The following is a 13,573-nucleotide window of genomic DNA, read 5'->3' on the forward strand; positions in this document are numbered from 1 at the left end:
TAAAGAGTTTAGATTTAATAAAATATTTTCTAATAAATTAAAATCTTTACAGACAAAAAGGTCGGAAATCCGACTAAATTGTTCGTAAAAAAAGAACCTTAAAGGTTCTTAAATTAAACTTTTATTCCAATGTTTTGTTGTTCTAAATCACTTATATTGGTTTTAAAAAATATTTTTTCTATACCACCATTAATGAATAAGAAATTACCTACTTCTTGAGTTCTGATATTAGTCATTTCATTTTCAGTAAACCCATTAAATTTAGAATATAAAGTATCTAAATCTTTTAAATCTTGGGGCATAAGTTTTCCAATAAATGAGAATTGAGTGTTATTAATGATATCTCTTGCGTCTTTAATTGCTCCTGGTTTAACAAAGTCAGAAATATTTTGAGTTGCTAGAATAAATGAACCATTTCTTTTTCTAATACGTCTTGCAAATGTAGACATCATATTTAAAGCATAAGTGTTGTCACTGCTTATAAATGTGTGTGCTTCATCAACTATGATTTGAATTGGTTGACGTATTGTTAAGTCGTTATTTCATATGATGTTATCTACAATTTTAACTAATAGTGATAGCTGTGCTGCTTTAATTCTAGTATTTTGTCCACCAGAACCAAAATCAGCAAAGTCAAATAAAATTAAATCATTAGTTAAATCTATATTAGTATAACCATTTCATAAGTTAGCATATTTACCATTCCCAACAAAGTTATTAATAATATATTCTAATCTAATTAATCTTGATTGTGCTTTTGAAACTTCATCTAAAACATATGGTTTTAAATCATCAAATGTTGGGAAATCTTGACTTGTTCAATCTTTAATTGGTTTATTGTAAAATTTAGAGTTTTTGTAGCAATTTTGAATTGAAATTAAGAATGCTTCTAAAACTATTTCTTCTAAGTTAGAAAATAGATTTGAAAATCACTCTTCTAATACTTGTAAGTGATTTGAAATAATAGAGTTAATATTTAAATTATCATTTTCAACATTCTTAAATATCTCTAATGGGTTAATTTTAGTTTTATTACCTAATGCAACATTAATTATTTGACCATTTCATTTTTTTATTAATGGTAAAAATTCTGTTCTTTCTGGGTCAAAAATGATTGTTTTAATACCAGCAACACAATTAAAGTTAACTAGTTTTTTCATAGTTACACTTTTACCAGAACCACTAGCACCAATTACAGTAGCATTACAATTTAAGACATTACTTTTTCTTTTGAAAAAATCAATGATAAACGGTGAGTAATTCAAAGTATCACCAAAATAAATTCCACTAATATCTGTTCAATTGTTATCTACAAATGGAAAACTATTTGCTAATGCTCATGAGCTTATTTCTTGTTTTAAAACTATATTTTTATTTGAAGCTAAACCAAGTGGAAAAGAGTTTATAAAGGTTTCAAATTGTTTAAATGATTGATTAGATAAAACAAAGTCATTATTTGAAAGTTCTAATTTTATATTGTTTTCATTTTCTTTTAAATCCGATAAACTATCACCAAAGCTAATGAATGTAGTAGATATTAAAAATAATTTTTCATTACCTAATTTTAGATTCGCTGCTAATTCTTGAATTGAATCAATGTTTGCTTCTTCTGTAATAACATCAGTTAATTTTACTTGCTTATTAAGTTTTTGATTAACTCTTGCTTTTATATTAGCATTATTAACCATTCTATTAATTTGCTGTTGTTTAAGTGGAGAAATTCTAGATACAACTGTTCCACGTTCTGTTGAAATATCAAAAAATCAACTTATATCAGGAGATGAAGCATATTCTTTTAATGTTTTACAAGAAATATAAGTCTCATATTCGTTATTTGCAAAAATCATATAATTATTTTTAATTTTTAAGTTATCATAACTTAATAAATAATCTATATTATCTATATGTTCTTTTATATCTTGTTGGGTAAAATCATCCTTATCAAAGTCAAAATACATATCTTTTAGTAAGTTAATAAATTCAAAGTTTTCTAATTGTTTATATGTCAATTCAATTTTGCTAAAAAAGATTTTTAAATTTTTAATTGCATTTTGTAAACTTTGATTGTCTTTACTTGAAAAAACTAAATAAAATTTAGAATTATATTCAAGTTCTTTTTCTTTAATTTGATTTATGTAATCATCTAATTGTTTAATTTTTTCAGCATTTTTAGTACCTTGTTGGTGTTGAGTTAATCATTGTTCATATTTATCTAATTGTAATTGCTTATCAATTTTAATTTGATAAACTTCAACATCTAAACTCTTTAGAAATTGCTCATATAATTTTATTTTAAGTTCAACATCTTTGTCTTCTAAAATTGATAAATCAATACCATTTACTTCAAATGCTACATTTTTGGTATTTTGTTTACTTATCAAAAAATCAACTTCAATTTTTTTAATTGGTAATTCATTTGCAATTTCTTCTTTTGATTCATATATATTTTTAGAAATAAATTTTAATATAACACTAGGAAGAATTTTTCAAATCATCCCAATTGGTGTTGGTATTAAACCTATTGCAAAAACAATAAGTATACCTAGCATTGCAACAATTTTAATAAAGACATTGTTTGAAACAGAAACACCCACTATTAAAGATAATATAACTGCTAAAAACATATAACCCAAGTCTATTATATTAAAACCATATATTTTAAATTTTGCTTGTCCAAAAGCTTTTGTTATTAAAGGCTGTTTCATTTTATTTTTCTTTTCTATATAGTGATGTAGGGTATATAAAGGTGTATACCTAGATATACCTTATTTTCTTTTGATTGATTTTCTTTAGTGTGTTTTTCAAGTCTTTTCTCATTTCTTCTTGTTTTGATTTATACGTTTTTTTTGCATTCTTATTTTGGTTTTTTCATTTACTTTTGCTGTTGCTCGTCTGTTATATTTAGCATTGAAAGTATTTTTAATTATTGAAGCTGCTAGTCCAATAGGAGTGTAAGACAAGACTTTGGCTATTGGATTTGAAGTGTTTGAATGACCATCTGAAATCTCAGAAGACAAAGTAGCATTAAATGTAAATAAATCTCTAATATAATTAGAAAAACTAAAAATTAAACGAGTTAGTCCAAGTATTAGACCTAATTGTAAAATTAAAATAAGTGTTGAATTTAAATTACCACTATAAGCAAGAACATTTTCAATTTTCATAATATATTCTAATAATCTTTCAAAAAGAAAATAAGAAAAATAACCACCAATTACACCAAATACAATCTTTTCAAATTCATTTTTTCAGTTTGCTAGTTTCTCACCATTATCTCTAATTTGCATAATTGCTGGTATAGGAGAAATTAATGCTAGAGCAAACATTTTTTCTAATTTAACTCCCATATTTGAGATGATTTTATACAAAGAAAAAACACACGCTCAAGTAGCAATTATTGATAATAATGGAGACCAATCACCACCATACAATCAATGATAAGGTGCTGAAAAACTATTTTCATTAAATTGTTTTAGGAATATTGATTTTAAATAACTATTCCTAAAACCAAAATAATATAATTGTCCTGTTAAAGATGTTTCTTGATTATTTTTAAATATAAGATTTATTAAATAACCAACACCACGAAATAAAAATGTTATTCCAACTAATAAAAGTGGTATTACAAGTAAAGCAAAAGTTGCTTTTCAAAAACCTTTGATAGAATTTATAAAGTTTGTTTTTAAGCTCTCTCCACCTTTAAAATAACCTTTTATAAGTTGAATGAAGAAAACTGCTAAACCTACAATTGCTGCAAAACCAAGAAAATAAAGAAATTCCTTAGGAACAGGTATAGTATTTCAATTTAATTCTCTAAATCCTGACTTACCAAATAGTAAGAGTGCACCTAAATCAAATATTAAAAAGTTTAAAACTTTTTCAATACCATTAAATATATGCAGTATAGACCCAATAAAAAGTCATCAAAAACCATCTGAAATTGCACCCTTTATATCTATAAACATTTAATCAACTCCTTTCTAGTTATTAAGTGATGTAGGGTATATAAAGGTGTATAAGTTGATATATCTTTTAGCTAGTTGTTTTGCTAAATTTAAGTCAATATTATTTTTTTCAATTTGTATTAGAAACATTGATACGTTGGCTTTATTTTCAGACATTAGAAGTATTTCAGTTTGATAAATCTTGGTTGAAAGATTTTGCACCATAGAACATTGCACTCATATCAGTAACATTTGAAGTATCTCAGTTACCAATGGGTTGGTCAAATGAAGTTGCACCTTTAAACATATAACGCATATTTTTTACATTTGATGTATCTCAGTCTTGAATTCCCTCAATAAATTCATTTTCATTATCTTTAAATGCAGTCTTTAAGTTTGTGATTTCTTTAGGTAAAACACTAGGAACTTTTTTTGTAGTTTGTAAAAATTGTTTAATTTGAATTTCATCATTAATTTTTGTAATTAATTGATTTTTATCTAGTATTAAATCTTTAGATAAATTTGAAATATGTTCTATTAATAAAACTTTCAATTTAATATTCCTTTCTATTTTTTTATTTATTTTTTACTTTTGAAACAGTTAGACTATATCTTAGGTATATTTTCTTTTCATTTCATAATATTTTCTGTTGTCATAAAGATAATCAAATATAATGGTGATGAAGCAACATACACCAGTTAAAATTAAGAAAACTAAAGATTCTTTAAAAATAGAAATTGTTCCAAAAACTATAGTCAAAAGTTCAAAAATAAAAAATAATCAATTATAAATTTTTGAAAGTAAAAAATCTTTTTCCATAAATATCCTTTCTATAGGTATATCAAAGTGTATAACTTGATATCTTGAAATATTTTTTTATTTATTAAGTTGTGACTTTTTTATTCTAGTTCTAATAATTTTTTGTCTACTTTGTCTAAAGTAATTTCTTTATGATCAAAATCTAAAATTTCATCTTTTTTATCTGCCATATGATTTGCAAGTTCAACTAATACATCAGCTAAAATAATACTTTCTGCATATGCTTTTTCATAAACTTTTAATTTATTTTCTTTTTTATCAATATAAATTCAGTCTTCAAAATCACCTAAATTATGATTTTTTAAAAAATCTAATAACTTAGTAGAACTAAAATCACTTACATGTTTAAATCGGTATATTTGTTCTAAATTTTCTTCAATAATGTCTTTATCTCTTAATTCTTGAATGATAGAATCAAATAAATCATATTTATCATCTTCTAGTTTTTTTTGAATTATTTGTGGATAAGATAAAATAGTTTTTATTTCTTTCATAATTAAATCCCTTCTATAGGTATATCAAGGTGTATAACTTGATATACCTTTATTTGTTAAATTGGGGTTGGTGTTTTGGTTTTCAGTTAGGGTTAACAAAACCTATATTTTGGTTATGTTTATTTATTACTTTTGAAGTGTTTCATTTTGATAAATCTTGATTGAATGAAACAGCATCATCAAACATATGCTCCATATTAGTTACATTTGATGTGTTTCAACTACCAATGGGTTGGTTAAAACTTTCTGCTCTATCAAACATATATTCCATATTAGTTACATTTGATGTGTTTCACATTGAAATGTCTTGATTAAATGACTCAGCTCCAGCAAACATATCTTCCATTTCAACAACATTTTTAACGTTTCATTTATTCAATGGTTGATTAAAGTTTTTAGCCTTATAAAACATTGCAGCCATATCAGTAACATTTGAAGTATCTCAGTTACCAATGGGTTGGTTAAATGATTCAGCAAAGCAAAACATTCCGCTCATATCCTTTACATTAGAAGTATTTCAGTTACTTATAGGTTTATTAAAACTTTTAGATCCTTTAAACACACTTTCCATATTCTTAACATTTGAAACATCTCAATTAGAAAGATCTTTGTTAAATTTTTTAGCATTATAAAACATTCCGCTCATATCTACAACATTTGATGTATCTCAATTTGAAATGTCTTGATTAAATTTTTTTGTAAAGGCAAACATATTTGTCATATCAATAACATTTGATGTATCTCAGTTACCAATGGGTTGGTTGAAGTTTTTTGCTCCATAAAACATATACTCCATATTAGTTACATTTGATGTGTTTCAATTGTTTAGTGGTTGGCTAAATGTTTTTGCACCTTTGAACATACCTGACACATCAGTAATGTTTGATGTATTTCATTTATCAAGGTTAGTTACAATTTTGCTTTTAAGTCCATCAAATGCTTCTTTTAAACTTGTGATTTCAGATGTTAATTCTTTTGGAACTTCAGTTGTGGATGGTCTAAATGGTTTAATTTGAACTGTACCATCATTAAGAGTTTTTCAACCTATTTTGACAACTTTAGTTGGATTATCTATTGCATAAATGTGTCGTGTTGTGTTTCTGATATTGGTGGTGAAATATGTTTAGGTTCTATAACTATTGGGTTCAGTTTAATGGTTGCAAGATGATTTAGTTGAATTGGTAAATTAATTGAATTGGATGTAAGTGATATTAAACATTCAACTAAATCAAAGCTTTTATATGTATATTCTTTAAGATGTTCTTTTGCATATTCAGCAGCTATATTAACTAATTTTTCATCAAATTTGTTTTCTTTTAAATCTAAAGGGTTTTTTAAATTAAATTTGTGTAGTTTTTGTTTATTATTAGAGTATTTACCAATAATTGTAAGTTGTTCTAATTTTATATCTACTTCATTTATATTTTGGTCAGTATAACCAAACGTATCTTTTAAATATTTTTGAATACTTTCTAAACTTAGATTATTTTTTACATTAATTGATATTTTTTCATATTTAGGTTTACCTAATTCTAGTTCTAAACTAAACAAATCTTTTTTTGAATTCACATCAACCTTTAGTTTTAGTTGTTCATTAGCAAATCTGAATAGGTTTTTGGATTGTGTTAAATCATTTAGAATTATTTTTAAATCAAACTCTAAACTTTCTAAAAATAATTGAAAACTTTTGATAATAGTTTCATAAGTTTTATTTAAATTAATTTTGTTTTTATAATAATTATTTCAGATGGTCACAATAGAAGTTTTTAATTCATCACCAGATAATTCTTTGTGGTTAGGGGAACTTCAAGAAGTAGGTTTTCAAACATTACAAGATATAATTAAGGTAGTTAATGGTACTGATAAAGTTATTGTGGAAAGTAATATTAATAATTTTTTCAATAGTTATATTTCCTTTCTAGTTATTAAGTGATGTAAGGTATATCAAGGTGTATACCTAGATATACTTATTTAAAAAAGCATATAAGATAAAAACCTATATGCCTTGTTTGTGTTTACCAATTATGATTCAGCTTCTGCTAGTTTTTGAAATATTGAAACTAAATATTGATTGAAAGCAATATTTGCAACCACATACACAAAAATCATTAGTACTAAAACTCCAATCATTATAAATAATGCTTTTGAAAAGTTTGCTAAATCTGTATCTTTACCACTTGATTTTTTAACAAGTCATATTATATAAGTAATTAAAATTGAAAGTTGTGCTACACCAATAATTATTGTTAATGCAATATTTGCAATAACAAAGGTAAACAGTTGTATAGCACTGGTAAATTGGGTTCCAGGTTCAATTGTATTATCTTCAATTTGTTCTTTTAGTTTTAATGTTTGTGGTTCTATTAAAAGTTTATTAATTGAAGTTAAAACTGCATAAACTATAACTAAAAGTAGAATTGAACCTGCTAAATGAGTTCAATTTTGCAATAAAACACTCTTTTGAATTTTGGGATTAAAAATTCTTCCTATGTAAAAATACAAAGTGGGAATAATTATAGCAAGAAATAAAATACCCGCTATTGTTGGATAAACTATATTTAAGATAGTTTGCATTTGTTTATTAAAAACATCTGCTAATTTCAATGGTGTTTTTAAATCATTAATCGAACCACCAACTGCATTAAAATTTAATTGTATGTTATTAATGTTCAATTTTTATTTTCCTTTCTAGGTATATCAAGGTGTATAACTTGATATACCTTTATTTGTTAAATTGGGGTTGGTGTTCTGGTTTTCAGTTGGGGTTAGAAGCACCAATATTTTGTCCAAATGCATTTACATTAGATGTATCTCATTTAGATAAATCTTGGTTAAATGAAGTAGCATTATAAAACATAAAACTCATATATTTAACTTTAGAAGTATTTCACATTAAAATATCTTGGTTAAAATTTTCTGCTCCATAAAACATATAACTCATATCAGTTACATTAGAGACGTGTCACATTGAAATATCTTGGTTAAAACTATAAGCACTAGAAAACATACCTGCCATATTTGTTACATTTGAAGTATCTCAGTTACCAATGGGTTGATTGAAGTTTTTTGCATTGAAAAACATATTTGACATATTTGTTGCATTAGAAGTATTTCACATTGAAATATCTTGGTTAAAATTTTCTGCTCCATAAAACATAAAGCTCATAAATTTAACGTTAGAAGTATTTCACATTGAAATATCTTGGTTAAATTTAGTAGCATTATTAAAAGTTCAACTCATATTGGTAATGTTTGATGTATCTCAGTATTGAATTCCATCAACAAATTCGTTTTTATTTCCTTTAAAAGCAAAAGATAAGCTTGTAATTTCTTTAGGTAAGTCTTTTGGTACTTTTTTAATGGTTATCGGCATATGTTGGATTTGAATTTCGCCAGCTTCATTTGTGAAATACCCAATTTGTAGACATTCGGTTTCATCAAAATTATAAATAGCTTGTTTAATATTTTCTGACATAAATATCCTTTCTATAGGTATATCAAGGTGTATAACTTGATATACTTTTTTTATTTGTTAGATTTTATTTGATATAAATCTAATGAATTTGGACAGTGATTTTAGATTTGCAATAATTTAATTGCTTCTAAAATGTTTTCTACTAGTTTGTTTACATCATCAGTAGAGTTATCATTGATTAGGCTAAATGCTTTTTTAACTATTTCAGTATTGTCTGGATATTCTAATTCAAAAATTTTCTCTGAACTACCACCTGTGAATTTTATAGGAAGTAAACTCAATCCTTTTTGTTTTGTTAAGTCATATTCTTGCATCATTCCTTCTGCAATATTGTTATTTTTATTTCCAAAAACAAAAACAGCAGTATCACATTTTTCTACCATTTGTTCTCTATTTTTCATATAAAGTTCTTTTATATTTACTTTTGAAATATTATTTTGTGGAAATGACATAATAGTTAAATAATCTGAGATTTGTTTATTATTTTTTAAACAGTATTCAGTTACTCCAGAAAGTAAAAAATCTCCAACTCCTTTACCATTTCCATTAACTATGTGATAGTTATTTTCTGCTAACTTGTATGCTAGTGTATGAAGAAATAATTTGGCATCATTTTCATTTTTAAAACCATCATATTTATCAGCACTACCAGAAATAAAAATTCTTTTAATTGGTTTTTCTAAACATTCGATTTTTTCAGTTTTATAATTTGTTTTTTTATTTGTTTTTGTATTCATAATTAAATCCTTTCTGTTGTTTAAATGTTTTTCTTAGAATTTTATTTTTTGAAAAATAATAAATGATATAAGTATTAGTAAAACTAAACTAGTAATGGTCAAACCAATTAATCATTTACTCAAATTAGTAGAAATTGAATTACTTAAAATTTTTATGTCAAATTTTGTGCTACCAATTAAAATATTTGAATTTGGGTGAGATTTAATAATGAGTTGTCCTGTAAAACCTGATTTAGTAGAAAATTTTAATTTATTAAATGAATTATCATTTAATTTATAAGACAAACTACTATTATCTAAAATTTCAATTTGATAATCATTTGTGTTATCAAAATTGATTGAAATTTTTGTTTTAAGTTTAGTTTTAATGTCTTTATCAATTAGTTTTTTTAAATGGCTTTTATTGGAAGTTAAATAAGTTGTAAGATTAAATGTAAATTGATTTAAATCAATATAACTCTTACTTGGTTTAAATTGAGATTTACTATATAAATTTCAATAATCAACTATTTTTGTATAATCATAATCAGCAATTATATTTATGTTTTTACTATCTGTATATTCTTTTAAATGTTTAAATTGATAAGTTTGTTTAAAGTCTCTTATAGTATTTGAATTTTTGTAGTTTTGATTACTAATAAAATCAAGATTTATAAAAGAAGAATTAAATAACTTTCTGTTATTAGTTATATAAGTTAATTGATATTCAATGCTTTTTGTTAAGTTTGGGTATCTTCATAAATATAATCCAACAGACAAATCTGTTTTTTTGTTATAAGAAATTCATTTGCTTGTAAAAGCAAAATCTGTTTCAGATAATTTAATATAAGATGTGTCTTTTGGTATTTTTATTGATTTTTCTAAATAAGAATTTAATGACAAAATAGCTGTTTTAGTAATAATTCCAAACTTGCTTTGTTTGTCATTATTTTTTAGTTGAATATCATATGGATCTTGATTAAATGAATTTAATTCAATAGGAGATTGTTTATTAAATTCAAAATAAGTAAGTTGGGGTTCTTTAGTAACTAATTGGTTTTTAACATTACTTTTAATATTAACTTGTTGATTATTAACAAACTGATAGTTAAATGTTTGATTTGTAGAAAATGGGATTATGAAAAATAATAAATTAAAAAATTTAGTAAGCAGGAGCATACCCCCTTTTTGTCTAAGGTATATACCTTGATATACCAATCTATATTAATTAAGTTCTTTTTTAAATGATTTAAATATTTTAAACTTAATTGTTTTGTATTTTGGAATTGTTAAAGGTTCACGAGTTATTGAATTAAATCCTTGACTTTCTGGAACTGTTTTTAGAACAAATTTTCCTAAACCATTGATTTTAAAAACACCATTTTCTGCAATTTGTAATTTTATTGAGTCAACAATTGTGTCATATATTTGGCAAAGCTCAGTGTTGGTGTAATTTGTATCTAAATTGTCTTTAACATTTCTAATGAAGTCTATTTTTTTCATATGTTAGCCCTTTCTGTTGTATTGGGTTTAAATTAAGTCAATAAACAAAAAACAACCAGGTTTTAAGTGGTTGTTATAAGCAAGACAAAAAGGCATTACTTATAAATAATGCTTTTTAATATATTATTGGTTGAGTTGTGGTACTTAAAAATATAAATATATATTAATATATTATCATAGAAATTAAATTATTTCAAGATAAAGATGAAAAAAGAATGAATTATTAAAAACAAAACCTGAAGAAAACAAAAAAAACAAAAGAAAAAACCTATTATATTAATATAAAAATATTAGTATTATTTTTTATATTATTATTCTTATATTATTATTCTTATATTATTATTCTTATATTATTATTCTTATATTATTATTCTTATATTATTATTCTTATATTATTATTCTTATATTATTATTCTTATATTATTATTCTTATATTGGAAATACCAAAAATTTATAGTTAAAAATTTAGTTTTTACTAAAAAAATTAATTCTGAGTAAAACTAAAATTAAAAATTGTTAAATTTATTAGTTTTTTATGTTTTAAAAGTATTAAAATCTAAAAAAATCAAAAGTTGAGTATAGCAAAAAGACCTAAATACAAATAAGAATACATTTTTTGTAAATTAGGTATAAAATATTAATTTTCTAAAATATAAAGAGTAGATTAATCTATAAGTTTTACAGAACTAGGTAAAAACTCTGCAATATCTTTTATTTTTACTTCCAGTTCTCATAAGTCTAGTGTATCTTCTACTAGAATTTTGGTTGTTTCAAGACTATTTGATGGAATTTCAAAAAATTGTTGAATAGCTTTTAATAAAATTTCATCGTTTAAATCTACAATATCATTTTTATGATATGTTTTAATGATTAAATTATCATCATCTGAAGTAGATTTTTGGATATCTTTAATTTGTGTTAATGTTTTATCATTAATTATTTTTTCAGATGTATTAGAAACATTTTCTATTTCTTTTGATAAATATTCATATTTTATAACTTTTTTATCTGGTTCGACTTGTGGTTTAACTTCGATATTTTGATTATAACCAACTGTATTTAAAACAAAATTAGATGAGTTATTAAATAACTGTTGTTTAAATTTATTTGTTAAGTTATTAGTTTTTTCAAAAATTCAATCAAAACCTGAACTTATATTTTCTAATTTTTCTTTAAACTGTTTAAATCAACAAGCAGCAACACCTAAAAGATGTAAAAATGTTTTTTTAGCATCTGAGAATTTACATTTTCCTTTTCCTTTAGTTCTTAAATATGTTTTAAAGTTATTACTATTTACCTTTTCAGGTATTGCAACTAAAACAAAGTCTTTTGTACTATCTTTATCATAAATTCAATTATGTAATACATACACTGTTTTAGTATTATCTGGATTAGAAATATGATATCCAGTTCTAGTTTTAGTTTCAACCATACTACTTCTTGGTATAATTAAACCTTTAACTAAAAAGTCACCATCTTTATATTGTTGGTTTTGTAAATTCAAAATTCACATTTTTTCGTTTTTATAAGGTGATTTATCATTTTTTAGTGATTTTAATATGTTTGAAAAGAAGTCATTTTTCATTACTCCATAATTAATATATGAATTAGTTGTTTTGTTTTTGTTGTTAATATTATCAATATTTGTGTTTGATTTAATAGTTTGGTTAATTGGTTGAGTTAATGTTTTATTTCTTTTATCTGTACCGATAAAGTTAATAAAATTATAATTAAGTAAACCAAAAACCCTAGATAGTAGTCGTTCAACATTTACTACATCTAGTTTTTTATTATAGTATTTTTTTAAGTTTTCTGGTGAATAATTAGAAGTTATAATAGTTATTAATTCTTTTTTTGTAAATAAGTCATATCTTTTGTCAAATAATTCAAAAATATAAGGATATACTCCTTGACTTAAAGTTTCTACTCCTAAATCATCAATAACTAAAACTTTACAAGTAATCAATCTTCTAATTTGATTTTGTAACACTTCTTTTGAATCAGTGAATTTTGAGTTTCAAGAGTTTTTAATTTTTTCAACTAATTCAGCTAAATTAATAAATTCTACATCCAATGATTCAGTTTTTTTTCAAAAGTCTTTATTATTATTATTATTAAATTCTAATTTCATTTGATTAACTAAATTATTAACAAAATAGGTTTTACCAACTCCAGGTAAACCAAAAATATAACAGCTTGTACTGTTATTTTTCAAGTTATTAAATAATGTTTCTTGTTCATTATTATTTATATCTAATTTTTTTATCATATTATATTTTTCTTTCTATGTAAATAACTTATAAAAGATATATCAAGGTATATACCCTGATATAAAAAACACTATATAAAGGTATAAACTCAAATATTTCCAGTTAATTAAAACACTTATAAAAATTTAATAATAAACCTATTAAACTTAAAAAACCCACCAAAGTTAGTGTTAACTTTAAGTGGGGTTATAAACATATGTTTATTTTTAAAATATATTTACATTTTTAAGTACCACAACAAATATATTAAAAAACCCACTGTTTATTGAAATATCTACAAGTATTTAACTTGTACACCAATCAATATTTAGTGGATTATTTTATTGTATTTTTTTAGGGTAGCGGTTCAAA

The 13,573-nt window shown here is 23.5% G+C and carries 13 protein-coding genes; 1 reads left to right on the top strand and 12 read right to left on the bottom strand.

Annotated elements, in window-relative coordinates; all coding sequences use genetic code 4:
* Positions 1 to 113 precede the first annotated feature (113 nt).
* From V2P32_RS04305 to V2P32_RS04325, 5 genes are all read right to left on the bottom strand, one after another.
* Positions 114 to 2,705 (bottom strand): Mbov_0397 family ICE element conjugal transfer ATPase, encoded by a 2,592-nt coding sequence (locus V2P32_RS04305; protein WP_434343458.1) that lies wholly within the window; start codon positions 2,703 to 2,705, stop codon positions 114 to 116.
* Positions 2,706 to 2,789: 84 nt separating this feature from the next.
* Complete coding sequence (locus V2P32_RS04310) at positions 2,790 to 3,965, bottom strand: Mbov_0396 family ICE element transmembrane protein (RefSeq protein ID WP_434343459.1); 1,176 nt, start codon at positions 3,963 to 3,965, stop codon at positions 2,790 to 2,792.
* Between the two features lie 142 nt (positions 3,966 to 4,107).
* Positions 4,108 to 4,497 (bottom strand): BspA family leucine-rich repeat surface protein, encoded by a 390-nt coding sequence (locus V2P32_RS04315; protein WP_011387068.1) that lies wholly within the window; start codon positions 4,495 to 4,497, stop codon positions 4,108 to 4,110.
* Positions 4,498 to 4,844: 347 nt separating this feature from the next.
* On the bottom strand, positions 4,845 to 5,258 hold the full coding sequence (locus V2P32_RS04320) for a hypothetical protein (protein WP_011387066.1): 414 nt from the start codon (positions 5,256 to 5,258) through the stop codon (positions 4,845 to 4,847).
* Positions 5,259 to 5,307: 49 nt separating this feature from the next.
* Positions 5,308 to 6,216, bottom strand: a complete 909-nt coding sequence (locus V2P32_RS04325) for a BspA family leucine-rich repeat surface protein (protein ID WP_434343983.1) — start codon at positions 6,214 to 6,216, stop codon at positions 5,308 to 5,310.
* On the opposite strand from V2P32_RS04325, the gene V2P32_RS04330 reads away from it, so the two are divergent.
* Entirely contained in the window at positions 6,113 to 6,340 is a 228-nt protein-coding gene (locus V2P32_RS04330) for a hypothetical protein (RefSeq protein WP_155104997.1), read from the top strand. The two genes, V2P32_RS04325 and V2P32_RS04330, sit on opposite strands and share 104 nt — an antisense overlap.
* Here the strand turns inward: V2P32_RS04330 and V2P32_RS04335 are convergent.
* The 7 genes from V2P32_RS04335 to V2P32_RS04365 form a co-directional block, all read right to left on the bottom strand.
* The gene (locus tag V2P32_RS04335; RefSeq protein WP_434343460.1) at positions 6,330 to 7,160 is read right to left on the bottom strand and encodes a hypothetical protein; all 831 of its coding nucleotides are present in this window, start codon (positions 7,158 to 7,160) and stop codon (positions 6,330 to 6,332) included. The genes V2P32_RS04330 and V2P32_RS04335 overlap by 11 nt on opposite strands.
* A gap of 120 nt (positions 7,161 to 7,280) precedes the next feature.
* The gene (locus V2P32_RS04340) at positions 7,281 to 7,931 is read right to left on the bottom strand and encodes a hypothetical protein (protein ID WP_011387063.1); all 651 of its coding nucleotides are present in this window, start codon (positions 7,929 to 7,931) and stop codon (positions 7,281 to 7,283) included.
* Between the two features lie 49 nt (positions 7,932 to 7,980).
* Positions 7,981 to 8,733: a BspA family leucine-rich repeat surface protein gene (locus tag V2P32_RS04345; protein WP_434343461.1), complete on the bottom strand. Its 753-nt coding sequence runs from the start codon at positions 8,731 to 8,733 to the stop codon at positions 7,981 to 7,983.
* A 101-nt stretch (positions 8,734 to 8,834) separates the two neighbouring features.
* Entirely contained in the window at positions 8,835 to 9,470 is a 636-nt protein-coding gene (locus V2P32_RS04350; RefSeq protein WP_434343462.1) for a hypothetical protein, read from the bottom strand.
* A 33-nt stretch (positions 9,471 to 9,503) separates the two neighbouring features.
* Positions 9,504 to 10,628, bottom strand: a complete 1,125-nt coding sequence (locus tag V2P32_RS04355) for a hypothetical protein (RefSeq protein ID WP_434343463.1) — start codon at positions 10,626 to 10,628, stop codon at positions 9,504 to 9,506.
* A 45-nt stretch (positions 10,629 to 10,673) separates the two neighbouring features.
* Positions 10,674 to 10,952 (bottom strand): HU family DNA-binding protein, encoded by a 279-nt coding sequence (locus V2P32_RS04360; RefSeq protein WP_434343464.1) that lies wholly within the window; start codon positions 10,950 to 10,952, stop codon positions 10,674 to 10,676.
* A gap of 664 nt (positions 10,953 to 11,616) precedes the next feature.
* Positions 11,617 to 13,221 (bottom strand): ATP-binding protein, encoded by a 1,605-nt coding sequence (locus V2P32_RS04365; protein ID WP_434343465.1) that lies wholly within the window; start codon positions 13,219 to 13,221, stop codon positions 11,617 to 11,619.
* Positions 13,222 to 13,573 lie beyond the last annotated feature (352 nt).

The organism is Mycoplasma sp. 06067-C1-B144P-99-0482-3 (assembly GCF_051053925.1).
Lineage (GTDB): Bacteria > Bacillota_I > Bacilli_A > Mycoplasmatales > Mycoplasmataceae > Mycoplasma > Mycoplasma leachii.